General features: G+C 63.8%; 26 protein-coding genes. 7 read left to right on the forward strand and 19 right to left on the reverse strand.

The window, feature by feature from the left end:
- Positions 1 to 332: 332 nt before the first annotated feature.
- The 4 genes from cydP to cydX are packed head-to-tail and all read left to right on the forward strand — an operon-like array spanning position 333 to position 3,503.
- Positions 333 to 593: a cytochrome oxidase putative small subunit CydP gene (gene cydP, locus CJU94_RS03715; RefSeq protein ID WP_095417561.1), complete on the forward strand. Its 261-nt coding sequence runs from the start codon at positions 333 to 335 to the stop codon at positions 591 to 593.
- Positions 583 to 2,187, forward strand: a complete 1,605-nt coding sequence (locus CJU94_RS03720; RefSeq protein ID WP_095420207.1) for a cytochrome ubiquinol oxidase subunit I — start codon at positions 583 to 585, stop codon at positions 2,185 to 2,187. Before cydP ends, CJU94_RS03720 begins: the two co-directional genes overlap by 11 nt.
- Positions 2,188 to 2,221: 34 nt before the next feature.
- A complete protein-coding gene (cydB, locus tag CJU94_RS03725; RefSeq protein WP_095417562.1) occupies positions 2,222 to 3,358 on the forward strand; it encodes a cytochrome d ubiquinol oxidase subunit II in 1,137 nt (378 codons plus the stop codon).
- A 28-nt stretch (positions 3,359 to 3,386) separates the two neighbouring features.
- Positions 3,387 to 3,503 (forward strand): cytochrome bd-I oxidase subunit CydX, encoded by a 117-nt coding sequence (cydX, locus tag CJU94_RS03730; protein ID WP_095417563.1) that lies wholly within the window; start codon positions 3,387 to 3,389, stop codon positions 3,501 to 3,503.
- Positions 3,504 to 3,624: 121 nt separating this feature from the next.
- On the opposite strand, the gene CJU94_RS03735 is transcribed toward cydX, so the two are convergent.
- The 7 genes from CJU94_RS03735 to CJU94_RS41685 form a co-directional block, all read right to left on the reverse strand.
- On the reverse strand, positions 3,625 to 4,947 hold the full coding sequence (locus CJU94_RS03735) for a DUF1996 domain-containing protein (protein ID WP_095417564.1): 1,323 nt from the start codon (positions 4,945 to 4,947) through the stop codon (positions 3,625 to 3,627).
- A gap of 242 nt (positions 4,948 to 5,189) precedes the next feature.
- Entirely contained in the window at positions 5,190 to 6,977 is a 1,788-nt protein-coding gene (gene nagE / locus CJU94_RS03740; protein WP_095417565.1) for an N-acetylglucosamine-specific PTS transporter subunit IIBC, read from the reverse strand.
- Positions 6,978 to 7,114: 137 nt separating this feature from the next.
- Positions 7,115 to 9,679, reverse strand: a complete 2,565-nt coding sequence (gene ptsP / locus CJU94_RS03745) for a phosphoenolpyruvate--protein phosphotransferase (protein WP_208645344.1) — start codon at positions 9,677 to 9,679, stop codon at positions 7,115 to 7,117.
- A 38-nt stretch (positions 9,680 to 9,717) separates the two neighbouring features.
- Entirely contained in the window at positions 9,718 to 10,734 is a 1,017-nt protein-coding gene (locus CJU94_RS03750) for an SIS domain-containing protein (RefSeq protein ID WP_095417567.1), read from the reverse strand.
- Positions 10,718 to 11,821 carry an N-acetylglucosamine-6-phosphate deacetylase gene (nagA, locus tag CJU94_RS03755; protein ID WP_095417568.1) on the reverse strand — a complete coding sequence of 368 codons (1,104 nt, stop codon included), beginning with the start codon at positions 11,819 to 11,821 and terminating at the stop codon, positions 10,718 to 10,720. The genes CJU94_RS03750 and nagA overlap by 17 nt, the downstream gene beginning before the upstream one ends.
- Positions 11,822 to 11,921: 100 nt before the next feature.
- Positions 11,922 to 12,656, reverse strand: coding sequence for a GntR family transcriptional regulator (locus CJU94_RS03760; protein ID WP_095417569.1), 735 nt, complete (start codon positions 12,654 to 12,656; stop codon positions 11,922 to 11,924).
- A gap of 32 nt (positions 12,657 to 12,688) precedes the next feature.
- Positions 12,689 to 13,162 (reverse strand): hypothetical protein, encoded by a 474-nt coding sequence (locus CJU94_RS41685; protein ID WP_244220983.1) that lies wholly within the window; start codon positions 13,160 to 13,162, stop codon positions 12,689 to 12,691.
- On the opposite strand from CJU94_RS41685, the gene CJU94_RS03770 reads away from it, so the two are divergent.
- Positions 13,046 to 13,954, forward strand: coding sequence for a bifunctional helix-turn-helix transcriptional regulator/GNAT family N-acetyltransferase (locus tag CJU94_RS03770; protein WP_244220939.1), 909 nt, complete (start codon positions 13,046 to 13,048; stop codon positions 13,952 to 13,954). The two genes, CJU94_RS41685 and CJU94_RS03770, sit on opposite strands and share 117 nt — an antisense overlap.
- Before the next feature lie 13 nt (positions 13,955 to 13,967).
- On the opposite strand, the gene CJU94_RS03775 is transcribed toward CJU94_RS03770, so the two are convergent.
- Both CJU94_RS03775 and CJU94_RS03780 read right to left on the reverse strand, forming a co-directional pair.
- Positions 13,968 to 14,780, reverse strand: a complete 813-nt coding sequence (locus CJU94_RS03775) for a MetQ/NlpA family ABC transporter substrate-binding protein (protein ID WP_095417572.1) — start codon at positions 14,778 to 14,780, stop codon at positions 13,968 to 13,970.
- 251 nt (positions 14,781 to 15,031) lie between these two features.
- On the reverse strand, positions 15,032 to 16,846 hold the full coding sequence (locus CJU94_RS03780; protein ID WP_167397513.1) for a methyl-accepting chemotaxis protein: 1,815 nt from the start codon (positions 16,844 to 16,846) through the stop codon (positions 15,032 to 15,034).
- A 265-nt stretch (positions 16,847 to 17,111) separates the two neighbouring features.
- Here CJU94_RS03780 and CJU94_RS03785 point away from each other — a divergent pair, with 265 nt between their 5' ends.
- Positions 17,112 to 17,402: a YciI family protein gene (locus tag CJU94_RS03785; protein WP_095417574.1), complete on the forward strand. Its 291-nt coding sequence runs from the start codon at positions 17,112 to 17,114 to the stop codon at positions 17,400 to 17,402.
- A gap of 65 nt (positions 17,403 to 17,467) precedes the next feature.
- Here the strand turns inward: CJU94_RS03785 and CJU94_RS03790 are convergent, their stop codons facing one another.
- From CJU94_RS03790 to CJU94_RS03810, 5 genes are all read right to left on the reverse strand, one after another.
- Entirely contained in the window at positions 17,468 to 18,085 is a 618-nt protein-coding gene (locus CJU94_RS03790) for an SCO family protein (RefSeq protein WP_095417575.1), read from the reverse strand.
- 4 nt (positions 18,086 to 18,089) lie between these two features.
- The gene (gene cyoE, locus CJU94_RS03795) at positions 18,090 to 18,995 is read right to left on the reverse strand and encodes a heme o synthase (protein WP_095417576.1); all 906 of its coding nucleotides are present in this window, start codon (positions 18,993 to 18,995) and stop codon (positions 18,090 to 18,092) included.
- Positions 18,996 to 19,001: 6 nt separating this feature from the next.
- A complete protein-coding gene (locus CJU94_RS03800) occupies positions 19,002 to 20,111 on the reverse strand; it encodes a COX15/CtaA family protein (RefSeq protein ID WP_095417577.1) in 1,110 nt (369 codons plus the stop codon).
- A 22-nt stretch (positions 20,112 to 20,133) separates the two neighbouring features.
- Complete coding sequence (locus CJU94_RS03805) at positions 20,134 to 20,796, reverse strand: SCO family protein (protein WP_095417578.1); 663 nt, start codon at positions 20,794 to 20,796, stop codon at positions 20,134 to 20,136.
- A gap of 69 nt (positions 20,797 to 20,865) precedes the next feature.
- Complete coding sequence (locus tag CJU94_RS03810; RefSeq protein WP_095417579.1) at positions 20,866 to 21,582, reverse strand: SURF1 family protein; 717 nt, start codon at positions 21,580 to 21,582, stop codon at positions 20,866 to 20,868.
- 111 nt (positions 21,583 to 21,693) lie between these two features.
- On the opposite strand from CJU94_RS03810, the gene CJU94_RS03815 reads away from it, so the two are divergent.
- Complete coding sequence (locus tag CJU94_RS03815) at positions 21,694 to 21,903, forward strand: twin transmembrane helix small protein (RefSeq protein WP_007179452.1); 210 nt, start codon at positions 21,694 to 21,696, stop codon at positions 21,901 to 21,903.
- Positions 21,904 to 22,064: 161 nt separating this feature from the next.
- Here CJU94_RS03815 and CJU94_RS03820 read toward each other — a convergent pair whose 3' ends face one another.
- The 5 genes from CJU94_RS03820 to ctaD all read right to left on the reverse strand — a co-directional run bounded on the left by CJU94_RS03820 (position 22,065) and on the right by ctaD (position 25,818).
- Positions 22,065 to 22,922, reverse strand: coding sequence for a cytochrome c oxidase subunit 3 (locus CJU94_RS03820; RefSeq protein WP_007179453.1), 858 nt, complete (start codon positions 22,920 to 22,922; stop codon positions 22,065 to 22,067).
- Between the two features lie 131 nt (positions 22,923 to 23,053).
- Complete coding sequence (locus CJU94_RS03825; protein ID WP_095417580.1) at positions 23,054 to 23,263, reverse strand: DUF2970 domain-containing protein; 210 nt, start codon at positions 23,261 to 23,263, stop codon at positions 23,054 to 23,056.
- Positions 23,264 to 23,298: 35 nt separating this feature from the next.
- Positions 23,299 to 23,913, reverse strand: coding sequence for a cytochrome c oxidase assembly protein (locus CJU94_RS03830; RefSeq protein WP_095417581.1), 615 nt, complete (start codon positions 23,911 to 23,913; stop codon positions 23,299 to 23,301).
- A 42-nt stretch (positions 23,914 to 23,955) separates the two neighbouring features.
- Complete coding sequence (locus CJU94_RS41690) at positions 23,956 to 24,090, reverse strand: cytochrome oxidase small assembly protein (RefSeq protein WP_095417582.1); 135 nt, start codon at positions 24,088 to 24,090, stop codon at positions 23,956 to 23,958.
- Positions 24,091 to 24,204: 114 nt separating this feature from the next.
- Positions 24,205 to 25,818 carry a cytochrome c oxidase subunit I gene (gene ctaD, locus CJU94_RS03840; RefSeq protein WP_091796860.1) on the reverse strand — a complete coding sequence of 538 codons (1,614 nt, stop codon included), beginning with the start codon at positions 25,816 to 25,818 and terminating at the stop codon, positions 24,205 to 24,207.
- Between the last annotated feature and the right edge of the window lie 42 nt (positions 25,819 to 25,860).

Raw genomic sequence — 25,860 nt, forward strand, 5'->3', positions numbered from 1 at the left:
CTGAAGTATTTCAGCATGCCGGTTCGCCCGGCGCGCGGCAGCCAGCCGCCAAGCCCCGCCCTCGTAAGACGGCGGGTTTTTTTTCGCTTACGTGGTTGCGTGGGCGCACGCGCGCGCATTCACGCGACAGAATGCACGGTCGACGCATTTCTTGACGTAACACAAAGCAGATAGCAATACTGGCTAAACGGAGCAAGTCTCGCGACCCAATGCCGCAGCACCGAACCGTTGCGCGCGAGGTTCTACTCCTAGAATCGGGATGCACTCGCCAGACCGTTGACGCGGTTTGGCGCCAGCCGGATTCACCGGTGTGAAGTGGCCTTCTACCGATCATGACCATAGCCCTCAATCGCCCTACCGTCCGCCGCCCGAGCCTGCGCAAGAGGTTCCACGGCTGGGTGCGCGGTCCGACGCTGGCGCGGGATATCGCCATCGTCCTCGCCGTCAAATTTGCACTGCTGATGGCGCTCAAATACACCTTCTTCAATCATCCACAGGCGGAGCACATGTCGCTCCCGCCTGAGCAAGTCGCGCAGGCGCTGCTGTCCGTGCCTGCTTCGCATCCGTCCCAAGGTGATCAACATGCCCGTTAGCGAAGTCGTAGAACTGTCGCGCCTCCAGTTCGCCATCACGGCGCTCTATCACTTCCTGTTCGTCCCGCTCACGCTCGGCCTGTCCTGGCTGCTCGTCATCATGGAGTCGGTCTACGTGATGACCGGCAAGCAGATCTACAAGGACATGACCCAGTTCTGGGGCAAGCTCTTCGGCATCAACTTTGCCATGGGCGTCACCACCGGTCTCACGCTCGAATTCCAGTTCGGCACCAACTGGTCCTACTACTCGCATTATGTCGGCGACATCTTCGGCGTGCCGCTCGCCGTCGAAGGCCTGATGGCGTTCTTCCTCGAGTCGACCTTCGTCGGGCTGTTCTTCTTCGGCTGGAAGCGGCTCTCCAAGGTCCAGCACGTGGCCGTGACCTTCCTCGTCGCGCTCGGCTCGAACCTGTCGGCGCTGTGGATTCTGGTGGCCAACGGCTGGATGAACAATCCGGTCGGCGCCACCTTCAACTACCAGACCATGCGCATGGAACTCGACAGCATCTTCTCCGTGCTGTTCAATCCGGTCGCGCAGGTCAAGTTCGTCCACACCGTCTCGGCCGGCTATGTGACGGCCTCGATGTTCGTGCTCGGCGTGTCGTCGTGGTATCTGCTCAAGCGCCGCGACACCGAATTCGCGCTGCGCTCGTTCGCGATCGCCGCCGGGTTCGGCCTCGCGTCCACGCTGTGCGTGATCGTGCTCGGCGACGAATCCGGCTACCGCACCGGCGAAGTCCAGCAGGTCAAGCTCGCCGCGATCGAATCCGAATGGGAAACCGCCCCCGCGCCGGCCCCGTTCACGATCATCGGGATTCCGAACCAGAAGGAAGAGCGCACCGACTACGCGATCCGGGTCCCTTACGCGCTCGGCCTGATCGCCACGCGCTCGCTCGACGAACCCGTGGTCGGCCTGAAGGACCTCATGGTGCGCAACGAGGCGCGCATCCGCAACGGCATGCTGGCCTACGCCGCGCTGCAGAAGCTGAAACAGGGCGACGTCACCGACGAAGCCAGAGCCGCCTTCGACGCGCACAAGCAGGATCTGGGCTATGGCCTGATGCTCAAGCAGTTCACCGCGAACGTCACCGACGCCACGCCGGATCAGATCGCGCAGGCCGCGAAGAAAACGATCCCGCCCGTGGCGCCCGTGTTCTTCTCGTTTCGCCTGATGGTGGGCCTCGGCATCCTGTTCCTCGCCACCTTCGTGCTGGCGTTCTGGTTCTGCGCGCAGCGCTCGCTGCTGCTGGAAAAGCGCCGCTGGTTCCTGCGCTGGGCGCTGTGGGCGATTCCGCTGCCCTGGCTCGCGGCTGAATTCGGCTGGATCGTCGCCGAGGTGGGCCGCCAGCCGTGGACCATCGCGGGCATTCTGCCCACCAGCCTGTCGGCCTCGAGCCTGACCGCGGGCGACCTGTATCTGAGTATCGCGGGCTTCGTGGTGTTCTACACGGTGCTGTTCATCATCGAAATCATGCTGATGTTCAAGTACGCGCGGCTCGGTCCCTCGTCGCTGCACACGGGCCGCTATCACCACGAACAACCGTCGCCGGAGCGGCCGCTGAACCAGCCGCTGCCGACCAACACGCTCGCCTGACTGGCCGCCACCGGGTTTCAAGGGAAACATCATCATGGATTATGCAAGCCTCAAACTGATCTGGTGGGTGCTGATCGGCGTACTGCTGATCGGCTTCGCGCTCACCGACGGCTTCGACATGGGCGCGGCGATTCTGCTGCCGTTCATCGGCAAGACCGACGCCGAGCGGCGCATCGTCGTGAACACCGTGGGCGCGACCTGGGAAGGCAACCAGGTCTGGCTCATCACCGCCGGCGGCGCGATGTTCGCCGCGTGGCCGCTGGTGTACGCGGCCTCGTTCTCCGGTTTCTACTTCGCCATGCTGCTCGTGCTGTTCTCGCTGTTCTTCCGGCCGGTCGGCTTCGACTACCGCAGCAAGCGTGAGGATCCGCGCTGGCGCAGCGCGTGGGACTGGGCGCTGTTCGCCGGCGGCTTCGTGCCGGCGCTGGTGTTCGGCGTCGCGTTCGGCAACCTGCTGCAAGGCGTGCCGTTCTCGTTCGATACCGACCTGCGGGTGACCTACCACGGCGGCTTCTTCGCGCTGCTCAACCCGTTCGCGGTGTTGTGCGGGCTCGTCAGCGTGTCGATGCTGGCCGCGCATGGCGCCGCCTTCGTCAAGATGAAGGCGGACGATATCGTGGCCGCGCGCGCGTCGCTGGCGCTGCGCATCGCGTCGTTCTCGGCCGTGGTGCTGTTCCTGATTGCCGGCGCGCTGATCGCCACGATGATCGGCGGCTATCAGCTGATCAACGAGGCGCCGCTCGACACGGTCGCCAACCCGCTGCTGAAAAGCGTGATCGGCGCACCGGGCCTGTGGCTGACCAACTACGCCACCTATCCGTGGATGGCGGCCGCGCCCGTCGCGGGTGTGGTGGGCGGCGTGCTGGCCGCGCTGCTCGCGCGTTCGCGCTTTGAAAAGAGCGCGTTTCTCGCGACCTCGCTGATGATCATCGGCGTGATCCTGACAGCGGGCTTCTCGATGTTCCCGTTCATCATGCCCTCCTCGCTCGACGGCCGCAGCAGCCTCACCGTCTGGGACTCGACCTCGAGCCGCATGACGCTGCAGATCATGCTGATCGCCGTGATCGTGTTCCTGCCGATCATCCTGATCTACACGAGCTGGGTGTATCGCGTGATGCGCGGCAAGGTGACCGCCGCCGCGCTCGAAGAAAATCACCATTCGATGTATTGATCGACCATACGCTTAACAGGAGTTTGTGATGTGGTATTTCAGTTGGATTCTCGGGATCGGCGTGGCGCTGGCCTTCGGCATCATCAATGTGATGTGGCTCGAATCGCGCCGGCCACTGGAAGCAGGCAAGCATAAGACGCATTGATGCATCCTCAACCGGTCGTGCGCCGGTCAACCTGAGAAACGGCACCTAGAATTCGAGGTGCCGTTTTTGTTTGCGCAACTCGACGGCATACTGCGCGCGCCCGCTTTTCACGCCGGCCGCATTACTTCATGAATAGCGCAGGTGTTCGTGCGCCGTCGCGTGAAGAGATCTGAATGGTGCGGCCGGTTGCATTGCGAATGCACACGCCCATTTGCGACGATCCCGCCGCGACTTGCGATGCGACATAGCGTGTGATGTCGTTGATGCGCGGCTGCAACGCATTATCCAGGTAGATGCCGCCGATTCGCTGGTTCGTGTTGCAGACTGCAGCCGTTGGCAGGTGGGTGGTGTCATCCCAGTTCGTGGAAGCCGCGTAGATATCCAGCGTCACCGCACTCGTGTCCGTGACGTTCTGCGCCAGCGTCTGCAGATACGAGTTGGTGTACGGATAATCCTTCAGATTGGCAGGCGTCGGGAATTTAATCAACACGACGCTTCCGGCGTCCGAAGTCATCGTGCTATCGCTCGCATGCGTGACGCCACCGCCATCCACCCACACGTCGGCACTGGCCTTCGAGTAGTAGGTCGGGATGCTGTTGCTACACGCGATATTCGCATTGGAGCAGTTGTCGACCGCGTACTGCAGCGAATCGGTCTTCCACGTGTTGATGAAATCGGCGTGCGCGGTATATAGGCTTCCCCATTGCGGCACCCACGTGCCATTCACGAATATCGGATCCATCGACAATTGCGCGGTCGAGAGATCGGGATCCTGCCCGAGGTCGTACGCAACGTTGAGTTGCAATTCCGGAATCTTGACCGGATAAGCAGCCGGACATTTCCCGTCGGCCTGCCGGTAGGCCATATTCATGATGTGGCTGGCCATGTTCGGCACCAGAGTGCGGCCGTCCCAACAATCCGGAAAGTGGACCGAGATATCGAGCTGCGCGTAAGTGCCGCTGCTGTCCGTTACGACAGGGCAGCTAGTCGGCGCGATTTGCGTGTATGAACCGCCGCGGCACAGATAGTTGATCTGCGGCTTGGGCACGGATGAACGGTGATCGCCCGCCAGCATTTCCAGCCCTGCGGGAATCGTGTGCAGCGGAATCACCGGCTGGTCGTTCTTGTAGTAGGTCTTCTGATAGCTCGGCACGACAATCCCCGACGCGCGTCTTAACTGCGGAACCCAGTACGACGAAGGATCCGCCGCGGCATTGCAGGTGGTGACCTTGTTGTCGTTCAGCGAGTAGTACGTGCTGTACGCATCGGCGCCTGTATTGCCGAAAAAATCGTGCACCATGGCTCGGCCGGGTTGCCCGGGAAAGACGATCGCATCGTCCGGCAACGTATGCGAATACGCGCATTGAACATTGAACTGGCCACCGGCGTAGGCAACGCCAGCCGGCAGGAACAACATGAGGCAGACTGCTGATCGCATTGACATGGGTAACTCCTGAGCGTGAACGAAAACGCGTTGCCAGCATGACAAGGCGTTCGAATGTCATTAGTTAGCTTACCCAATTATTTTCAGAATAGACCGCCGCTGCGCTACTGCGCCGCACCGCCATCCAGCTGCCAAAGACAGACATAAAAAAAGCCTCCGGGATTTCCGGAGGCTTCTCGACTATCGTGGCTCGCGAACCGTGCGGCGGACCGAAGTCAGCGCGGTTCTGAGCGACGATAAAATTACGCGGGCTGCGGCGCCACGCCAGCGTCCGAACCCGGCGACAGACGCGCCGCCAGCTTTTCAGCGTAGCGCTGCGCTGCATCGCCGACGACGATATGGAACGTGTCCGCAGCGACCCATGCCGTATCGAGCGTCGCCAGACGTTGACGATCGACCGACGAAGGATCGCGCACGACGATACGCAAACGCGTTGCCGCCACCGCATCCAGCGACACCACGTTGCCCGCGCCGCCGAACACGGCGAGCCAGCGCAGCGGATCGGGATCGAGCGGGCCGCCTTGCGCGCCCGATGCCGCAACCGGCGCGGCCGCCGCAGCGGGAGCCGCGGCCGGAGCCGCAGCAGCCACCACCGGCTTCACCGCGCCGCCACCTTGCGCGATCACCGTGCGGATTTCGTCCGCGATGATATCCGCTTCCGGTCCGATGATCACCTGCACGTTGGTCGAGCCGCGCTTGAGCACGCCGCGCGCGCCGATCGTCTTCAGCTCGTTTTCGGAGACCTTGTTCGAATCGACCACCGACAGACGCAGACGCGTCGTGCAGGCATCCACCACCGACAGATTCGACGCACCACCCAGCGCGGCGATATAACGCTGCGCGCGCGGCACAGCCGCACCGGCGACCGGCGAAACGAAACCACCGGCGGCAAACGAGTCGACTTGTTCGTCCGCTGCAGCCGGTTCGCGGCCCGGCGTCGCCATGTTGAATCGGCGGATGAAGAAGCGGAACAGGCCGTAGTACACCACCATATACACGAGGCCGATCGGAATCGCCCACCAGCCTCTCGTCGACAGGCCGTAGTTCAGCACGTAGTCGATTGCACCAGCGGAGAACGTGAAACCGAGGTGAATGCCGAGCGCCGAGCAGATGGCGAGCGAGAGGCCCGTCAACAGCGCGTGGATCACGTACAGCACCGGCGCGAGGAACATGAAGCTGAACTCGATCGGCTCGGTCACGCCCGTGAGGAACGACGTGAGCGCCATCGAGAACAGCAGGCCGCCGACCACCGCGCGGCGCTCCTTCGGGGCTTCATGGAACATCGCCAGACAGGCCGCCGGCAGGCCGAACATCATGACCGGGAAGAAGCCCGTCATGAAGGTGCCCGCGGTCGGGTCGCCCGCGAAGAAGCGATGCAGGTCGCCCGTCACCGCGGCGCCGCCCGGCGGCGTGAACGTGCCGAACACGAACCACGTCAGCGAATTGAGGATGTGATGCAAACCCGTGACCAGCAGCAAACGGTTCAGCACGCCGAACACGAACGCGCCAAGCGCGCCCGCGGTGGTGAGCCAGTGGCCTGCCGTATCGATCACGGCCTGCACCGGTTGCCACACATAACCGAACACGATACCGAGCGCGAGACAGACCACCCCCGTCACAATCGGCACGAAGCGTTTCCCTCCGAAGAACGCGAGGTAGTCGGGCAGCTTGATGTCCTTGTACCTGTTGTACAGCAAGCCCGCGACGATACCCGCCACGATCCCGGACAACACGCCCATGTTGAGCTTGTCGTTGATGTCCTTCATCACGGCGACTTCGATCAGATAACCGATCGCGCCAGCCAGACCCGCCACGCCGTTGTTGTCTTTCGCGAAACCGACCGCCACGCCGATCGCGAACAGCAGCGGCAGGTTGTCGAAGATCGCGCCGCCGGCGTCGGCGATCATCTTGATGTTGAACACATCGGGCTGGCCGAGTCGCAGCAGCAGGCCGGCAACCGGCAGCACCGCGATCGGCAGCATCAGCGCGCGTCCCAGCCGCTGAATCTTCAGAAACGGATTCCCATCCATTGATACCTCCAATCCTTTGTCTCTTTGTTGAACGTCTTTGTTGACCGTCTTTGTCGAACGTCGCTATCGAACGTCGTCGTCGCGTCTTGTAGCTCGGGTTGATAACTGAGCGAAGCCGGCTGCGGACCGTGTGGGGTTCAGTCCAAAGGCCAGGTTTCGCGGCTTGCTGCTCTTACCGCCTGCGCCGATTCGAGCGCCAGGGCATCCTGGGCGCGTTGACGGCACAGCTGATAATCGAGGCGGCGCACCCGCGCCTTGATGCCCGGCACCGACACCGGGTCCACCGAAAGCTCGGTCACGCCGAGACCGACGAGCAGCGGCATCGCGAGCGGATCGCCCGCCAGCGCGCCGCATACGCCGACCCATTTGCCGTGCTTGCCGGCGCCCTGCACGGTGGCGGCGATCAAGCGCAGCACAGCCGGGTGCAAGCCGTCCGCCTGGGCCGCGAGGTCGGCCTGGCAGCGGTCCATGGCGAGCGTGTACTGCGTCAGATCGTTGGTGCCGATCGAGAGGAAGTCCGCGTGTTGCGCCAGTTGATCGGCAAGCAGCGCCGCCGACGGCACTTCGATCATCACGCCGACTTCGATCGGCTCCGTGCGGCCCGACTCGCGGGAGAATTCGTCGATACGCTTGCGGATGCGGATCAATTCGCCGACGTCGGTCACCATCGGCAGCAGAATGCGCACGGCGCCGAACGGTTGCACCGCGAGCAGGCCGCGCAGCTGATCGTCGAGCAGATCCGGGCGGACTTGCGCGAGGCGGATGCCGCGCAGGCCGAGCGCGGGATTCGGCTCGGGCGGCAGCGTCAGGTAATCGACCTCCTTGTCCGCGCCGACATCCAGCGTGCGGATGATCGCGGTCCGGCCGCTCAACGCGTCGACGATTGCCTGGTAGCTCTGACGATGTTCGTCCGTGGTCGGCGCCGCGGCGCGGTGGATGAACAGCAGCTCGGTGCGCAACAGGCCGACGGAATCGGCGCCGTTTTCGACGGCGGTCTTCGCGTCATCGAGCGTGGCGATGTTCGCGGCCACTTCGATCGCGCGGCCGTCGGACGTGACCGCGGCTTGCTGCGAGGTGCGGCGATTGGCTTCGCGCACACCGGCAAGACGCGAGCGCTCCAGCCGCGCGCGTTCGACGTCGAGTGCGGTCGGTGCGAATTCGAGGCGACCGGTCGTGGCGTTCAGCACCACTTGCGTGCCCTCGGGAATCGCGTGCAACGCGTCGCCGACTGCCACCAGCGCGGGAATGCCCGCCTGACGCGCGAGAATCGCCGCGTGCGAGGTCGCGCCGCCGCGCGCCATCACGAGTGCGGTAACGCGCGAGCGATCCAGCGTCGACAGATCGGACGGCGTGAATTCTTCCGCCGCGAGCACGGCTTCTTCCGGCAACGTGCGCGCCGCGGCATTCGTGTAACCCAGCGCGCGCAGCACGCGCTTTTCGATGTCGCGCAGATCGGCGGCACGTTCCGCGAGCAACGCGTCTTCGATATTCGTCAGGATGGCGATCTGCGCACGGATCGCTTCGCGCCATGCAAAACCGGCGCTCTTGCCGAGGCTGATGAGATCGCGCGCGGCGTCGAGCAGCGTGGGATCTTCGAGCAACACGCGGTGCACCGCGAAAATGCCCGCTTCGCCGACCGCGCCGCGCTGCGATGCGTCGCGCACGGTCGTGCCGAGGTCCGCGTCGACAGTCGCAATCGCCTTGTCGAGCAGGCGGCTCTCCGCAGCGGAGGTGCCGCTCGCCTTCTCCGGCGGATCGATGTCCGCGTCGTCCCAGCGCACCAGCTTGCCGACCGCGATGCCCGGCGCGGCGCAGACACCGGCGAGCGTATTCGGGTCGAGCGCTTCGCCTGCCGGACGCGCCACGGCTTGCGGCGCAGGCGAGCTTTCGCGCGCGGGTTTTTCTTCGGCTTCGCCATGTGCTTCGCGCGTCAGTTCGTGAGCGATGGCTTCGATCGCGGCCTTGGCTTGCGCACCGACGCCGAGCAATTCCACAGTCGCGCCTTCACCCGCGCCGAGTCCGAGCAAACCGACCACGCTTTCGATCGCCGCCTTGCGCCCTTCGTAGCGCACTTCGACGCGCGCATCGAAACCGCGCGCGGCTTCACGGGCACGCGCCGCCGGACGCGCATGCAGGCCACCCGCGTGGACCAGCGTGACCTGCTGACGGGCTTCTTCCGTCACGTTCGTCGCCCCGGCCTGGCGCGACGCCTCGGCCGCCGCGCCGCTGCGCGCGCGCAGCACCAGCAGCGGCGTTTCGCCCGCCTTCAGCAGGCCGCCTTGCACACGCTCGACGATCTCGAACGCGTCGGAATTGGCAATCGCGACCACCGACACGAGGCTCGGCGCCTTCAGCGCGACCTGATCCTGATCGAACTCGATCAGCACCTGGCCGGCGCGCACATGGGCGCCTTGCGCGACCATCGGCGCAAAGCCCTTGCCATTCAGCGCGACCGTATCGATACCGATGTGCAGCAGAATCTCGACGCCCTCGGCGGTGGCCAGCGTCACCGCGTGACCGGTGCGCGCGAGATGCGTCACGGTGCCGTCGCACGGCGCGACGAGGCGGCCCTCGAGCGGATCGATGCCGATGCCGTCGCCGAACATGCCGCCCGAAAACACAGGGTCGGGCACGTTCGCGAGCGGCACGACCGGACCGGTCATGGGCGCGAGTAAAACAATATGGCCTTCAGAATGGCTCATCAAGCGGGACTCCTCGACACGTCGCATCTGATTTCTCGTCAGTGAGTTTCGGTGACTTTGTTGAGATGGCGCGGCGCATCGGGATTGCGCCCGCGCGCGGCGGCAAGGCCGGCGGCCATCACGTAAAAGGACAGGATGGCGGCGATCGGGTCGAGCGCCGCATGAGCGGTGGTGGCGAGCGGCAGCGTCGCTTCGGACACGTCGGCCGGCGCCGCGAGCAGCACGCGGGCGCCGCGCGCCCGCATGTCGCGCGCAAGTTGCAGCAAGCCGGCCTGTTCCGGGCCGCGCGGTGCGAAGACCAGCAGCGGGTAGTCGCGGTCGATCAGTTCCATCGGACCGTGGCGCACTTCCGCGCTCGAAAACGCTTCGGCCTGAATGCCGGAGGTTTCCTTCAGTTTCAGCGCGGCTTCCTGCGCGATGGCAAGACCCAGACCGCGGCCGATCACGATCATGCGCTCCACGCCGCGCAATTCCGCCACGGCATTCGACCAGTCGAGCTTGCCCGCGGCTCGCAGTGCTTCGGGCAACGTCTTCAACGCCGCAAGCAGGTCGGCGTCTTTCTGCCAATGCGCGACGAGCTGCGCGGAAATCGACAGCATCGCGACGTAGCTCTTGGTGGCCGCGACGCTCAATTCCGGGCCGGCAACGAGCGGCAACTCGAATTCGCACGCGTCGGCCAGGGGTGAGCCCGACACATTCACGGCGGCCACTGTCAATGCGCCCGCTCTGCGCAGCGCTTCCATGGTGCCGACCAGATCCGGGCTCTTGCCCGATTGCGAGAACGCCAGCGCGAGCTGATCGCGCACCTGCAGCGGCGCTTGCTGGAGCGTCGCGACCGACATGGGCAGCGAGGCGACCGGCACGCCGAGGCGGCTCATCGTCAGGCTCGCGAAGTAACTCGCCGCATGGTCGGAGCTGCCGCGCGCGACCGTCAGCGCGACATGGCGCGGTTGCTCCGCAAGCTTCGCCGCCAACGCCTCGACGCACGAGGTATCCGTGAGTTGCGCGGCGACCGTTTCAGCGGACGCCAGCGCCTCTTTAAGCATATTCGACAATTGCTTCTCCTTCGACGTAAGTCGCGCTCAACGCCAGTTCACGATCGAACACGACCACGTCGGCCCATGCACCGCGCGCGATACGGCCGCGGTCTTCAATGCCCAGGTAGTCGGCGGCGTAGCGCGACAAACGGTTCGACACATCGGCGATCGGCAAGCCGATCGACACAAGATTGCGCAGCGCCTGATCCATCGTCAGGGTGCTGCCGGCGAGCGTGCCGTCGGCAAGACGCACGCCGCCGAGGCACTTCGTCACATGCTGGCTGCCGAGGCGGTATTCGCCGTCGGGCATGCCGGTGGCCGAGGTGCTGTCCGTGACCACGTAGAGACGCGGAATCGCGCGCAGGGCCGCGCGGATCGCGCCGGGATGCACGTGCAGCAGATCGGGAATGATTTCGGCGAACTCGGCGTGCGCGAGCGCCGCGCCGACGAGGCCGGGATTGCGATGGTGCAGCGGCGACATCGCGTTGAATAGATGCGTGAAGCCGCAGGCGCCGTGCTTGAGCGCGGCGACGGCATCGTCGTAGGTGCCGAGCGAATGGCCCAGTTGCACGCGCACACCGCGCGCCGCCATCTCGGAGATGATCTCCATGTGGCCGGCAATTTCCGGCGCCAGCGTGACCACGCGAATCGGCGCGATGGACAGATACTTCAGCACTTCGTCCATCACCGCCGAGACCGCCGCGTCCGGTTGCGCGCCGAGCTTGCCGGGATTGATATACGGCCCCTCCAGATGCACGCCGAGCACGCGTGCGCCGCCGGGCGTGCGAATCCGCGCGTTGTGGCCGAGGTCCGCGACGACGCTCATCAGTTCGTCGCGCGGCGCGGTCATGGTGGTGGCGAGCAGGCTCGTCGTGCCGTAACGCGCATGCGTGCGGGTGATGGTTTCGATTGCATTGCCGCCTTCCATCACGTCGGAGCCGCCGCCGCCATGCACGTGCAGATCGATGAAGCCGGGCAGGATGTACGGCGCGTGATTGGTCGACGGATCGACGCGTTCGCCGGTGAGCGCCGTGATGCGGCCGTTTTCGTATTCGAGCGTGCCGTGAATCCACCCATCGGTGGTGAGTATGTTTCCGGTCAGCATGAGTCTCTCTGGTGAGGCGTGATTCGGGGCGTGACTGAATGGCGCCTGACGGCGGCCGCGCGCCTGAATGTGCAGGCTGTGCGCCGCCCGGCCGGGCCCCTCAGGTGCGCAATTCGGCGACGAAGTCGTAGTAATCGTCGCGGCAATACGTGTCGGTCAGCTCGATGGCGCGCTGGTCGGCGCTATAGCCGATGCGGGTAATGACCAGCAGTGCCGAGCGTGGTTCGATGTCCATCAACGCAGCGATCTCGCTCGACGCGTTGACCGCGCGAAAGTGTTGCAAGGCACGCACGACCGCCGCGCCGCGGTGTTCGAGATAGCTGTACAGCGAGTCGCCGATGGCTTGCGGGTCGGGCACGATCGCGGCCGGCAGCGCCGAATGCTCGACCGCCATGACGATGCCGTCCGCGCGCCGCAAGCGCCGCAGACTCGTCACCGCCGCGCCGGGCGACAGGCCGAGATGCACCAGCTCTTCACGGTTGGCGGCGCGGATATCGCGCTCGAGCCACACCGAGTCCGGCCGGAACCCGCGCTGCTGCATCTTCTTCGTAAAACCGGTGAGGCGCGAGAGCGGGTCTTCGACGCGCGGCGTGATGAAACTGCCCGCGCCGCGAGCACGCCGGATCAGGCCTTGCTCGACCAGCAGCTCGATTGCCTTGCGCGCCGTGATGCGCGACACCCCAATGGCGTCCGAGAGCGTGCGCTCCGAGGGCAGCGCCTCACCCGCGGACCATACGCCGCAGTGGATCGCCGTCGCGAGATTGCGCGCGAGCTGCAAATAGAGCGGCGTGACGTTGCGGGCGTCAGGCATCAGTGCGGACCAGCGAGTTTCCATGGGACTCCGGCGGCCGTCGCGAAAAGGTAGGCCTACGAAAAATAAGAGCCCATTATATAACCAACATAATACCAGTCAATCAACTGGTTCCATGCTGGTACGATGGGGCGCAAAGCCTTGCCGGGTAAGGCTGGAAGGGGTCGCGGAAGCATCTGGAGCGCCGTTTCAGGGAACCAGGACTTACCCGTATTCGCCCTCTGAAAGGCTGCCAGGTGGTCGAACCGCGGTTCTAACCGCAGCGGAAATACGGCAGGATCGATACCTTTTAAATACCAGTTCGCGCAACCCTTTGCCGGGACGGCTTTTGTAAAGAGGGGCGTTCCAATATAGTGCTGGATGGCAAGCCATAAAATTCCCCCGGGGAGCAGCATTTGACAGATTCCGAGGCGCTGCGGCGCGCTCAGGCCGTCCGCCATTTCAACCGCTTCTACACCCAGCACATTGGCGCACTCCACGAGCATTTGGCAAAAAGCGCGTTCTCTCTGACCGAGGTACGCGTGCTGCACGAGCTCCATCGCGGACGTGCGCAAACGGCCTCGGTGCTCGGGCGCGCCCTCGGTCTCGACAGCGGTTATCTCAGCCGCCTGCTAACCAGTTTCGAACGACGCAATCTGATCACGCGCCGCCCGTCCGACACGGACGCGCGCCAGTCGCTGATCGCCCTCACGGACACCGGCCACGCGGCGTACGCGCCACTCGACACCGCGGCGATCGAAGAAGTGTCGATATTGCTCGCCGGCCTCTCGGACCTCTCCCAGGATCAGCTGATCGCCGCGATGAAAATCATCGAACGGCTGCTCGGGAACGAGCCGAAGCATGAACTCGTGATGCTCCGCCCACCGCGCGCGGGTGATTGCGGCTGGCTCGTGCATCGGCAGGCGCAGTGGTTTGCCGCGCAATACGGCTGGAATCAGTCGTTCGAAGGACTGCTCGCGCGGGTCGTCGCCGATTACACGCAACGCAGCGATCCGGTGCGGGAGATGTGCTGGGTCGCCGATCAGGAAGGCATGGTGGTCGGCTCGGTCTGCGTCGTCGCGGTGTCGACGACGGTGGCGGGGGTGCGGCTCCTGTGGGTCGAGCCGGATGTGCAGCGGCTGGGTATCGGCACCCAGTTGCTGAGCGAATGCATGCGCTTTGCGAGGCGCGCGGGCTACACGAAGCTCACGCTGACAACGGCGAGCTCGCTGGAACAACCGCGGCGCCTGTGCGAGCGCGCCGGTTTCAGGCTTGCCAGCGCGGCGCCTGAGCTCCGTTTTGGCAAGGACCTGACGATCGAGCGATGGGAGCTGGATCTGTAAAACGCGTCGCTGCTTAGAACGACGGCACCACCGAACCCTTGAACTGCGTCTTGATGAACTGGCGCACGTCTTCCGACTGATACGCGGCAACCAGCTTCTTGACCCACGGCTTGTCCTTGTCCTGCGTGCGCACGGCAATCAGATTCGCGTACGGGCTATGCACGTCTTCGAGCGCGATCGCATCTTTGGTCGGCTGCAGGCCGGCGGCCAACGCGAAGTTCGTGTTGATCGCGGCGGCCTCGACGTCCGACAGCGAGCGCGGCAGTTGCGCGGCGTCGAGTTCGACCAGCTTGATCTTCTTCGGATTCTCGGCCACGTCGAGCGGCGTCGCATTGTTGCCGTTCGTACCCGCGCCGGCCTTCAGCTTGAGCACGCCTTGCGTTTGCAGCAACAGCAGCGCGCGGTTTTCGTTCGACGGGTCGTTCGGCACTGCGACCTTCGCGCCTTGCGGCAGGTCCTTCAGCGACTTCAGCTTCTTCGAGTAGATGCCGAGCGGCGAAATGTACGTGAGGCCGGCGCTGACGATCTTGTAGCCGCGCTGCTTGATCTGGCTATCCAGATACGGCTGGTGCTGGAAACTGTTCGCGTCGAGATCGCCCGCGTCGAGTGCGGCATTCGGCTGCACGTAGTCGTTGAATTCGACGACCTTCACGTTCAGGCCTTCGCGCTTCGCCACTTTCGTGACGACTTCCCAGATCTGCGCGTCCGGGCCGCTGATCGTGCCGACCTTGATTGCTTTGTCGTCGGCGTGCGCGCCGAAGCTGGTGACGATCGCCGCGCTGGCGACCACTGCCGAGAGGGCTTTGAGGATGTTTCTGCGCTGCATGTGATTCTCGCTGTTTCTAATCGATGACGGTGTCGATGACGGGTGTCGACGACTGATCGATTTCTGATCGATGTCAGATTCGGGTGGAAGCCGGCGGCAAACGGTGCTTTTGGCAAGGCGCCGCCAACTGGACCGCAAATGGTCTCATATGCCTCGCGGGATGGGAAATACCACGATCGCATATGGTTATGCGCGTTGAGCGGCGTAGGACCGCGCGCGCGTCAAAACGGCGCGCGGCCCGCGCAGGTCGATCAGAAGGTGGTCCAGTCGTCGTCGGGCCGGGTGGCCTTGACTGTTTCGGCCGCGGCACGCGGCGCAGCAACCGGCTTTGCGCTCGCGCCGGCCGCGTGCGTTGCGCCGACCGGCGCCGCGGCCCCGTCGGCGAGTGCGGGCAGCTTCGGTTGCGCTCGCGGCGATGCCGGTGCCGCTTGCGCAACCGCGCCGACTTCGCGCACGGCCGCGGCTTGCGCGGCAGCCGTCACTCTGCGCGCCGCCACTGCAGCCGAACTTGGCGAAGCACCTTCCGCGCCGTTCACGCGAAACGCGCTCACCGAGTCACGCAAACGCGCCGCCTGATCCTGCAACGAAGCCGCCGCAGCCGCCGCCTGCTCGACCAGCGCCGCGTTTTGCTGCGTCACTTCGTCCATCTGCGTGACGGCGCGCCCGACCTGGGAAATGCCGCTGCTCTGCTCTTCGGATGCCGCCGCGATCTCGCCCATGATGTCGGTCACACGCTGCACGGCTTGCAGAATCTCGCCCATCGTCGTGCCGGCCTGCTGCACCAGAGCCGAGCCATTGTGCACGCGCTCGACGGACGCGCTGATCAACTGCTTGATCTCCTTGGCCGCCGTTCCCGAGCGCTGCGCGAGGCTGCGCACCTCGCCCGCGACGACCGCGAAACCGCGGCCCTCTTCACCGGCGCGCGCCGCTTCCACGGCTGCGTTCAATGCAAGAATGTTGGTCTGGAAAGCGATGCCTTCGATCACGCCGATGATGTCGGCAATCTGCCGCGAACTGTCGTTGATCTCGCCCATCGTACCGATCACGCGGCTCACCACGTCGTTGCCGCGCGTCGCGATTTCAGACGCGTTATGCGCGAGTCCGCTCGCCTGCCGCGCGTTGTCGGCGTTCTGCTTGACCGTCGCGGTGAGCTCTTCCATGCTCGCCGCCGTCTCTTGCAGCGAAGCGGCCTGCTGCTCGGTGCGCTGCGACAGATCGCCGTTACCCGCCGCAATCTGCTGCGTAGCCGACGCGATGGATTCCGCCGAGCGACGAATCTCGCCGATGGTTCGCTGCAAACGGTTCTGCATCTCATGCATGGCCGCCATCATGCTGGTCTTGTCGTGCGGACGAACGCTGACCGCTTGCGTCAGATCGCCCTGCGCGATACTTGCCGCGAGCCGTGCCGCTTGATCCGGTTCGCCGCCGAGACTCGCGCGCACGTTGCGGATGATGAGCACCATCGCCAGCGAGATGATCGCGCCGATCACCAGCACGACGGCAAGGTGGCCGAGCAACGTTTCGTAGTACACCGTGTCGATGTCCTTGATGAACACGCCGCTCGTGATGTTCCAGTCCCAAGGCGCGAAACGCACCACGTAGCTGAGTTTCGGCACGGCGGTTTCGCTGTGCGGCAGACGCCCGCGATACTGCGCGAAGCCGCGTCCGCTTGCCTTGGCCGCGTCGACGATCGCCACGTACAGCAGCTTGCCGTCCGGATCCTTGAAGTCGCCGACGGCCTTGCCGGTCATTTGCGGCAGCGTGGGATGCATCAGCACGACCGGCTTCGAATCCATCACGAACAGATAGCCGGACTCGCCGTAGCGCATGGCCGCGAGACGGGCGAGCGCTTCGCGCTGCGCATCCGCCGCGCTCATCCTGCCGCTTTGCGAGAGCGCGTAATAGCCGTTGACGATGCCTTGCGCCGCATCGACCAGATTCACCATGCCGGCCTTGCGCTCGGCCAGCATGGTGCCGCGCGTTTCCACCGCGCTCCACAGCCCGACACCCAGCAGTCCTAGCCAGACGAGCGCGAGCGACAGCCATAGTTTGCGATTCAAACTCATCCTGCACATTGTTGTGGTCTCTCTTCGTGTAATTCGTGTTTCGTTCGCAATCGCAGGGACTAGGTTCGGCAGCGTGCGCAAACGATTGCTAGCGAGATAACGGCATGATTTACCGACAACTTGAGAGACTCTGAAGGGGAAGCGCCGGTGTGGCCCGGCGCTATGCACGCTGGTTGATCGCGCGCAATGAATCGCGCTCTGGCCGATAATCCGGGGCTGCGGCCACCCGTTTCGGCGGATCATTCCCTTGCTCGAGAGAACAACCATGTACGTCATCGACCTCATCTACACCGCATTGCTCGAACGCATCGACGACGCGCTGGAAGCACATCGCGCGTTTCTGGCGCGACAGTTTGAAGCAGGCGTGTTCGTCGCCGCCGGACCGAAAGTGCCGCGCAACGGCGGCATCATCCTGGCGGTGCGGATCGAGCGCGATAAGCTGGATGCGATTCTCGCCAGCGACCCGTTCGCGCAACAGAACCTAGCGCGTTACGAGGTGACGGAGTTCAAGACGACGCGGCTTGCGCCGGGGTTGAACCTGCCGATTCCGGCTTGAGAGCGGTACGGCGAGGAGCGTTGAAAACGGGCGCGATGTGAGATGCGCCCGCCTGGATCGGAGCGTCAGTCCAGCAGCAGCTTGATATCGTGCACCCACGGCGTTGCGCCCTGACCGTCACGCGCGAACAGACGCAGCTTGCCGTCCGTGTCGAACACATAGCTCGCTGCCGTGTGATCCATCGTGTAGCTGTCGGGCGTTTTGCCCGGCACCTTCGCGTAGTAGACGCGGAAGTCTTTCGTGATCCTGGTGAGTTGCGCCTGATCGGCCGGACGCAAGCCGACGAACGTCGGGTTGAACGCCGGCACATATTGCGCGAGCAGAGCCGGCGTATCACGCTCGGGGTCGACGGTGACGAACAGCACCTGCACGCGCTTCGCGTCTTCGGGGCCGAGTTGCTGCAATGCCTGCGACAGTTCGGCCATGGTGGTCGGGCAAACGTCCGGACAATGCGTATAGCCGAAGAACAGCACCACCACCTTGCCCTTGTAGTCCGCCATGGTGCGGATCTGGCCGGACGTGTCGGGCAACGAGAAGTTGCTCCCGAATTGCGTATTGCCGGTGATGTCGAGATTCTGAAACGCCGGCGCCTGCTTGCCGCAGCCCGTCACCAGCAAGGCGCCACCAAGCGCGCAAGCTATCACGGCAGCGCGCGCCGTACGCGCGAAGCGGTTATTGAGCATGGTATTACGCGCCGATCAGGACGCGCGCATAGTGGTCGATCAGCAGCGCGGCAAACAGCAGCGACAGATAGACGATCGAATAACGGAAGGTTTTGCGCGCCAGATCGTCCGAGTACTCGCGATAGATCTTCCACGCATAGGCAAGAAACACGGCGCCCAGCAGCACGGCCGCAGCGAGATACACCACGCCGCTCATGCCGGAGATGAACGGCATCATGGTGACCGCGAACAGGATCACCGTGTACAGCAGAATATGCAGGCGCGTGTACTTCTCGCCGTGCGTGTTCGGCAGCATCGGCAGGCCGGCGTTTTCGTAGTCTTTGCGGCGATACAGTGCGAGCGCCCAGAAATGCGGCGGCGTCCACACGAAGATGATCAGCACCAGAATCCACGCGTCGCCCGGCACGTGGCCGGTGACCGCCGCCCAGCCGAGCGCCGGCGGCATGGCGCCCGAAGCGCCGCCGATCACGATGTTCTGCGGCGTGGCAGGCTTGAGCAGCAGCGTATAGATAACGGCATAGCCGACGAACGTGGCCAGCGTGAGCCACATGGTGAGCGGATTGGCGAACGTGTACAGCGTCCACATGCCGAGGCCGCCGAGCACGGCCGAAAACAGCAGGATCTGCGCGGTGGTAATTTCACCGCGCGCGGACGGCCGCCACGAGGTGCGCCGCATCTTCGCGTCGATTTTCTGTTCGACGAGGCAATTGATGGCGAACGCCGCGCCGGCCAGCAACCAGATGCCGACCGTGCCGCCGATCAGCACGGTCCACCGCACCATGCCTGGCGTCGACAGGAACATGCCGATGACGGCGCAGAACACGGCGAGTTGCGTGACGCGCGGCTTCGTCAGGGCGATGTACTGGGAGACCCGGCTACCGGGCGTTTGGGAAAGTGTTGTGCTGTCCATGTGGAGTCACGCTGGCGCGGCATCGCGCGCAGGGAACACCGCGCGGCCGGGACGGCTATAAGCGATTCGAAAGTTTAACATAACGAGCAGAAGCAGCAGGATCGCGGCCCCACCGTTATGCGCCACCGCAATGGGCAACGGCCATTGCAGAACGATGTTCGACAGCCCCGTGATGAACTGGATCAGCACCACCAGCAGCACCCCATTCGCCGGTCGCCGCAGCGACTCGAAGCGGCGCAGTTTCAGCGCCAGCCAGACCAGATAAGCGACCACGACGACGGCGAACGTGCGGTGCGTCCAGTGAATCGCCACCAGCGCGTCCTGGGTGATCATGTCGCCGTCGCCGGTCATGCCGAGTGCGCGCCACAGATGGAAGCCGTGCGCGAAGTCCATCGGCGGGACCCATTGGCCGTTGCAGGTCGGGAAATCGGTACATGCGAGCACCGCGTAGTTCGTGCTGACCCAGCCGCCCAGCGCAATTTGCGCGATCAGCACCACCAGCCCCGCGATCGCGGCCGTGCGCCAGCGCGCGGCTTCGGGCTCATACGCCGGCAACGGCGTCTGCCGCGCGGCCAGCCAGCCGAGCGTGCCCAGCAGTGCGAGGCCGAGCAGCAAGTGCGTCGTCACGATGATCGGCTGCAGCTTCATCGTCACGGTCCAGGCGCCAAACGCGCCTTGCACCAGAATCAGCAGCAACAGCGAGGTAGGCCACCACGGCGACACATGCAACGGTCGCCGTTTGACGCGCGCCGTCCAGGCGATGACGGTCTGCGCGATGATCAGCACGCCGATCGCCATCGCAAAGTAACGGTGGATCATTTCGATCCACGCCTTGGTCATGCTGACCGGTCCGGTGGGCATCGCCTGATGCGCGGCCGTGATGGCCGCGTGCGCGATGAACGGCGACGACGTGCCGTAGCAGCCCGGCCAGTCGGGGCAGCCGAGCCCGGAGTCGGTGAGCCGCGTGAAGCCGCCGAACATCACCAGATCGAGCGTGAGGAAGGTGGTGAGCCAGACCAGCTTGCGGAATTTGTTGTCGTCGGCCTTCACCCACACGTAGGACAGCGGCAACAACGCGATACACAAGCCGATCAGGGCCAGTTGCAGTACGAACATCTCTCTTACCTATGTTGCGGCATCAGCCGATACTCGACCATTTGAGCAGCTTGGTCACGTCACCCTTGATTTTGCTGGGGTTCGGATCTTTCGGGAAACGCATCATCAGATTGCCGTTCGGATCGACCATGTAGATGTGGTCGGTGGTCTTCGTGCCGTTCTCCGTGGGCAGCCATGCGGCCACCTGCGCCGGGTCGGCGATCATCATGTTGGTGTCGGGGTAGGCCTGTTGTATCACGTCAGCCACGTTGCCTGCATCGGTGCGCAACCACACTTCCACGACGCGCTCGCGTTCCGGGCCCTGAGCTGCGCGGATTTGTCGCATGAAGTAGAGCTTGGTGACGCACGCTTTGTCGCACGCGCTGTTGTCGACCGAGATCAGCAACCAGCGGCCGCGCAGCGAAGCGAGCTTGACGGGCTTGCCGTCTTCACCCGTGACCACGAGCGAATCGGGAATCGGGCGTTGCGGTTCGACCAGCGTGCCGTAGCTGGTGCTGCCGCCGGTCGGCTTGATCACGTAGTACGTGAAATACGACACGGCGATCGGCGCGGCGCAGATGATCGCGAGCAGCAGCAGAATCCAGCGGCCGCGCTCCCACGAGCCTTTGCCGTTGGGTTGGCCGGGCATGGGTTTGGGCGCTGCGGGTTTGCCGGCTTGCGGCGAACGGGGAGATTGCGTCGACACTACAGGACCTCTTTCAATGTTTGCGCGGCGACTCGGCCTTGCTCAAGCCGCGAAGCCGCCCGTGCTGCGTTACACGCCCGGTGCGTGCTCTTTCCTGGCGGCACGGCGCGCGGCGTAGAGGCCGAAGACCAGCGCCGCGGCCGCCATGCCCCACCACTGGAACATATAGCCATAGTTGCGCTCGACACCGTTGGTGGGCGCGGGCCAATCGCGCACCAGTTTGTCGCCGTCGTCGCTCAATTGCTGAAGCACGAACGATTGCAACGGCAAGCCGGTTTCCGCGGCGTACGCGGCGGTGTCCAGGTTCTGGCGGATCAGTTGATGCCCGGCCGAACCACCCTGCCCCAACTCGAAAGCGCGTGACGCGTCGGCCCGCGCAATGCCTTCGATCTCGATTTCGCCTTGCGGCGTCGTGTACGGCGCAATGGTTTCGCGATTGTTCATATTGCGCGGCAGCCAGCCGCGATTGACCAGCACGTAGCCGCCGTCGGCCAGTTTAAAAGGCATCACGACGTAAAAGCCCGGCTGGTCGTTATACGGACGATTATCGAGGTAGACGACCTTGTCCGCGACGAAACTGCCGTGCGCCTTCACGCGATGAAACTCGATGTCCTTCAGCTCGACCGGCGCGGCGCTCACGGGCCGCGCGGGGGCGTTCTCGAACTGCGTGATGCGCGCTTCGAGCGCTTCCTTCTGATGCGCGCGGTCGCGCTGCCAGAAACCCAGCCGCACCGTCACCACGATCACCAGCAGTATCAACAGCGCGGGAACGAGGCGGATCTTCATCGGGCACGCTCCAATGCCTCTCGCGGTGAGATGGGGAACGTGCGGCAAACGCCGACGCGCGGTGCGATAATAAATGTCTCGCCTCTGCGCTTCCTGATTTCAGCTGGTTCCATGCACATTCTCGTTCCCATCGCCTTCGTCCTGATCATCGCCAGCATGGTGTCGGCGCTGTACTTCATGATGCACGACAAGGGCAAAACCAAGCGGATGGTCTGGTCGCTCGCCACGCGGGTGGGCCTGTCGATCTCGTTGTTCCTGTTCATCCTGTTCGCTCACTGGATGGGTTGGATTCAGTCGACCGGCATTCCTTACGGACGCTGAGCCCGGCGGCAAAAACTGCATGCCGCCAAACAAAACGCCGCCCTGACAGGGTCGAGGGCGGCGCTGCATAAGCGTTGCATACTGCTCGTGCGCGACGTCCAAAGACGTTGCGCGAACGGCCTGCACGCTCCGGGTTGCCGGTCGGCGCAGGCCAGACTGCGTTACAGCCAGTACACCACGACGTACAGCCCGAGCCACACGACGTCCACGAAGTGCCAATACCAGGCCGCGCCTTCGAACGCGAAGTGATGGTCCGCCGTGAAGTGGCCGCGGATCATACGCACCAGCACGACTGCCAGCATCGTGCCGCCGAGGAACACGTGGAAGCCGTGGAAGCCGGTCAACAGGAAGAACGTCGAACCATACACGCCCGAGGACAGCGTCAGGTTCAGTTCGTTATATGCGTGGAAATACTCGAAGCCTTGCAGGAACAGGAAGCAGACACCGAGCACGAGCGTTGCGGCCAGCCAGATGATCGCCTTCTTGCGATGGTTCTCACGCAACGCGTGGTGCGATACCGTCAGCGTCGCACCCGAGGAAAGCAGCAGCGCCGTGTTGATGGTCGGGACCGGCCACGGTTGCATCGACTTGAACGTCGAGACCAGCGCCGCCGGGCCGTTGTTCGGCCACACTGCCGAGAAGTCCGGCCAGATCAGCTTGTAATCCAGGCTGCCCAATTGATGCAGCGCGATTTCACGCGCATAGAACAGCGCGCCGAAGAACGCACCGAAGAACATCACTTCGGAGAAAATGAACCAGCTCATGCTCCAGCGGTACGACTTGTCGACATTCTTGCCGTACATGCCGCCTTCCGACTCTGCAATCGCGTCGCCGAACCAGTGCCACAACGTAAAGAGCAGCCACAACAAACCGGCGACGACGCCGATCGGCGCCCAGTCATGTTCGTTGATCCAGGCCGCAAGCGATCCGAGCATGACCAGCAACCCAGCAGCGGCGCTGATCGGATGCCGCGACGGATGCGGTACGAAATAGTACGGGCTCTCGTTTTGACCGCTCATTCTTGATTCTCCACTTCAGTCCAGTTGTTCCGGAATCTCCGGCTGTATCTTCGGCGGCGCGTCGATACCGCACCGCTTCGCTCCAATTTCTGGGCGCTGCTTCGCCCGGTCCTACGTGTGCGCCCGCCGCTTCAACCTACCACGGCGCGCACGATCAGAATCAACGCCACGATAAAAATTGCCGCGCAGATCAACGCTGCCGCGATCACGTGCAGCGGGTTCAGCTGCGTGGCGTCAGCCTCCAGATCGCGGCGCTTGCGTACACCGATAAACGACCAGAAGACCGCACGCATCGACTGGCCAAAACTGCTTTTGCGCGGGCTGCTGCCGTTGTCGCTCATCTTGTTTCGTCTTCCTTCGCTCGCGGCGTGAGCCATCAGGCGGGATTGGCCGTCGTGGCCGCCGTGTTGGCCGTGGGCGCCGCGCTTCCGGCCGTCGCCGCCGCCGGCGTATTCAATTCAAAGAACGTGTACGACAACGTGATCGTTTTCACGTCCTTCGGCAACTTCGGATCGACCACGAACACCACCGGCATCCGCTTGGTCTGATTCGCCGTCAAGGTCTGCTGCGTAAAGCAAAAACATTCGATCTTCTTGAAGTACTCGGTTGCCTGCTTCGGCGCGTAGCTCGGAATGGCCTGCGCCTGAATCGTGCGCGCCTGTTCGTTGCTGACCTCGTACATCACCGTCGTCACTTCGCCCGGATGCACGTCGAGACTACGTTGCTCCGGCTTGAAACCCAGCGGGCCGCGCGCGTTTGCATCGAATTCGATCGAAATCGTGCGGCTCATGTCGACCTGCGTATTCTTCGCCTCGCGCGCCGTGGCATCACGCTGCACGAGGTTGTTGATGCCGGTGATCTGACAGATCGCGCGGTACATCGGCACCAGTGCGAAGCCGAAACCGAACATCATCAAGGCGACGATGAACAGCTTGATCAACATCGAACGGTTAAAAGAACGGTCGGCCTGAGCCGGAGGTTGCGTCGACATCTCAATCCTCAACAAACCTGCAAACTGACTCGAACCACTTTGTCAGGAGAACCACTTCTGATGAATGATCACGCTCGCGAAAAAGACCGCGGCGATCACGAACATCACGAAACCGATCCGCCGGTTGCCCGCGCGAATCTGCTCGGGCGTACGTCTTTCTTGAGGATTGCGCGTCATGCTCGACTTTCAGAATACTTTTCGTGACTACAGATGCCGCCACTGCTTTCGTGCCTGCCGGCTCGGCCAGCGCACTGCTGCGCTGCCCGAGCCGGCAACCTCACCAGCTGTCAGTTACTCGACCGTCGGCGGGTTTTCGAACGTGTGGAACGGAGCCGGGCTCGGCACGGTCCACTCGAGGCCCGTTGCGCCGTCCCACGGCTTGTCGCCAGCCTTTTCGAGTTCGCCGCCGCCACGGTAGGCCGGCAGTGCAACCGCGAACAGGAAGTAGACCTGCGCCAGACCGAAGCCGAACGCGCCGATCGAGATGACCTGGTTCCAGTCGGTGAACTGTGCCGGGTAGTCAGCATAACGACGCGGCATACCTGCGAGGCCGACGAAGTGCATCGGCAGGAACGCGAGGTTGAAGAAGAACATCGACGCCCAGAAGTGAATCTTGCCGCGCGTTTCGTTGTACATCCAGCCGGTCCACTTCGGCGCCCAGTAGTACCAGCCGGAGAACAGCGCGAAGAGCGAGCCCGCCACCAGCACGTAGTGGAAGTGCGCGACCACGAAATAAGTACCGTGATACTGAATGTCGAGCGGCGCCATGGCCAGCATCAGACCCGACAGGCCGCCGAACGTGAACACCAGCAGGAAGCCGACTGCGAACAGCATAGGCGTTTCGAAGCTCAGCGAACCGCGCCACATCGTCGCGACCCAGTTGAACACCTTCACGCCCGTGGGCACGGCGATCAGCATGGTGGCGTACATGAAGAACAGCTGGCCCGTCACCGGCATGCCGGTGGCGAACATGTGGTGCGCCCAGACCATGAACGACAGAATCGCGATCGACGAGGTTGCGTACACCATCGAGCTATAACCGAACAACGGCTTGCGCGAGAACGCCGGAATCACCTGCGAGACGATCCCGAACGCCGGCAAGATCATGATGTACACCTCGGGATGCCCGAAGAACCAGAAGATATGCTGGTACATGACCGGGTCGCCGCCGCCTGCCGCGTTGAAGAACGACGTGCCGAAGTGACGATCGAACAGCACCATGGTGATCGCGCCTGCCAGAACCGGCATCACGGCGATCAGCAGGTACGCGGTGATCAGCCACGTCCAGACGAACATCGGCATCTTCATCAGCGTGAGGCCGGGCGCGCGCATGTTCAGGATCGTCACGACGATGTTGATCCCGCCCATGATCGACGAGGCGCCCATCAAGTGGACCGCGAAAATCGCGAAGTCCATGCCCGGGCCCATCTGCGTGGACAGCGGCGCGTAGAGCGTCCAGCCTGCGGCGGTCGCGCCGCCCGGCGAGAAGAACGAACCGACCAGCAGAACAGCCGCCACCGGCAGGAGCCAGAAGCTGAAGTTGTTCATGCGGGCGAAAGCCATGTCCGATGCGCCGATCTGCAGCGGCACCATCCAGTTCGCGAAGCCGACGAAGGCCGGCATGATCGCGCCGAACACCATGATCAGGCCGTGCATGGTGGTCAACTGGTTGAAGAACTCGGGACGCATGATCTGCAGGCCCGGTTCGAACAGTTCGGCACGGATCATCAGCGCCATCACGCCCCCGGAGAGGAACATGGTGAACGAGAAGATCAGGTACAGCGTACCGATGTCCTTGTGATTGGTTGCGAACAGCCAACGGCGCCAACCATGCGGCGTTTCGTGGGCATGGTCGCCGTGCACGTGCTCGTGGCCCGCGACTACATCGTGTCCGATGCTAGACATGACAATCTCCTAAAGCGAATACTGCGGTGCTGACCATGAACA

Source organism: Paraburkholderia aromaticivorans (assembly GCF_002278075.1).
Classification (GTDB): domain Bacteria; phylum Pseudomonadota; class Gammaproteobacteria; order Burkholderiales; family Burkholderiaceae; genus Paraburkholderia; species Paraburkholderia aromaticivorans.

Excerpts from the sequence above, each read along its gene's own strand:
- cydP (WP_095417561.1), top strand. The coding sequence starts at position 333 with ATGACCATAGCCCTCAATCGCCCTACCGTCCGCCGCCCGAGCCTGCGC.
- CJU94_RS03720 (WP_095420207.1), top strand. The coding sequence starts at position 583 with ATGCCCGTTAGCGAAGTCGTAGAACTGTCGCGCCTCCAGTTCGCCATC.
- cydB (WP_095417562.1), top strand. The coding sequence starts at position 2,222 with ATGGATTATGCAAGCCTCAAACTGATCTGGTGGGTGCTGATCGGCGTA.
- cydX (WP_095417563.1), top strand. The coding sequence starts at position 3,387 with ATGTGGTATTTCAGTTGGATTCTCGGGATCGGCGTGGCGCTGGCCTTC.
- CJU94_RS03735 (WP_095417564.1), bottom strand. The coding sequence starts at position 4,947 with ATGTCAATGCGATCAGCAGTCTGCCTCATGTTGTTCCTGCCGGCTGGC.
- nagE (WP_095417565.1), bottom strand. The coding sequence starts at position 6,977 with ATGGATGGGAATCCGTTTCTGAAGATTCAGCGGCTGGGACGCGCGCTG.
- ptsP (WP_208645344.1), bottom strand. The coding sequence starts at position 9,679 with ATGAGCCATTCTGAAGGCCATATTGTTTTACTCGCGCCCATGACCGGT.
- nagA (WP_095417568.1), bottom strand. The coding sequence starts at position 11,821 with ATGCTGACCGGAAACATACTCACCACCGATGGGTGGATTCACGGCACG.
- CJU94_RS03760 (WP_095417569.1), bottom strand. The coding sequence starts at position 12,656 with ATGGAAACTCGCTGGTCCGCACTGATGCCTGACGCCCGCAACGTCACG.
- CJU94_RS03775 (WP_095417572.1), bottom strand. The coding sequence starts at position 14,780 with ATGCAGCGCAGAAACATCCTCAAAGCCCTCTCGGCAGTGGTCGCCAGC.
- CJU94_RS03780 (WP_167397513.1), bottom strand. The coding sequence starts at position 16,846 with ATGAGTTTGAATCGCAAACTATGGCTGTCGCTCGCGCTCGTCTGGCTA.
- CJU94_RS03785 (WP_095417574.1), top strand. The coding sequence starts at position 17,112 with ATGTACGTCATCGACCTCATCTACACCGCATTGCTCGAACGCATCGAC.
- CJU94_RS03790 (WP_095417575.1), bottom strand. The coding sequence starts at position 18,085 with ATGCTCAATAACCGCTTCGCGCGTACGGCGCGCGCTGCCGTGATAGCT.
- cyoE (WP_095417576.1), bottom strand. The coding sequence starts at position 18,995 with ATGGACAGCACAACACTTTCCCAAACGCCCGGTAGCCGGGTCTCCCAG.
- CJU94_RS03800 (WP_095417577.1), bottom strand. The coding sequence starts at position 20,111 with ATGTTCGTACTGCAACTGGCCCTGATCGGCTTGTGTATCGCGTTGTTG.
- CJU94_RS03810 (WP_095417579.1), bottom strand. The coding sequence starts at position 21,582 with ATGAAGATCCGCCTCGTTCCCGCGCTGTTGATACTGCTGGTGATCGTG.
- CJU94_RS03815 (WP_007179452.1), top strand. The coding sequence starts at position 21,694 with ATGCACATTCTCGTTCCCATCGCCTTCGTCCTGATCATCGCCAGCATG.
- CJU94_RS03820 (WP_007179453.1), bottom strand. The coding sequence starts at position 22,922 with ATGAGCGGTCAAAACGAGAGCCCGTACTATTTCGTACCGCATCCGTCG.
- CJU94_RS03825 (WP_095417580.1), bottom strand. The coding sequence starts at position 23,263 with ATGAGCGACAACGGCAGCAGCCCGCGCAAAAGCAGTTTTGGCCAGTCG.
- CJU94_RS03830 (WP_095417581.1), bottom strand. The coding sequence starts at position 23,913 with ATGTCGACGCAACCTCCGGCTCAGGCCGACCGTTCTTTTAACCGTTCG.
- CJU94_RS41690 (WP_095417582.1), bottom strand. The coding sequence starts at position 24,090 with ATGACGCGCAATCCTCAAGAAAGACGTACGCCCGAGCAGATTCGCGCG.
- ctaD (WP_091796860.1), bottom strand. The coding sequence starts at position 25,818 with ATGTCTAGCATCGGACACGATGTAGTCGCGGGCCACGAGCACGTGCAC.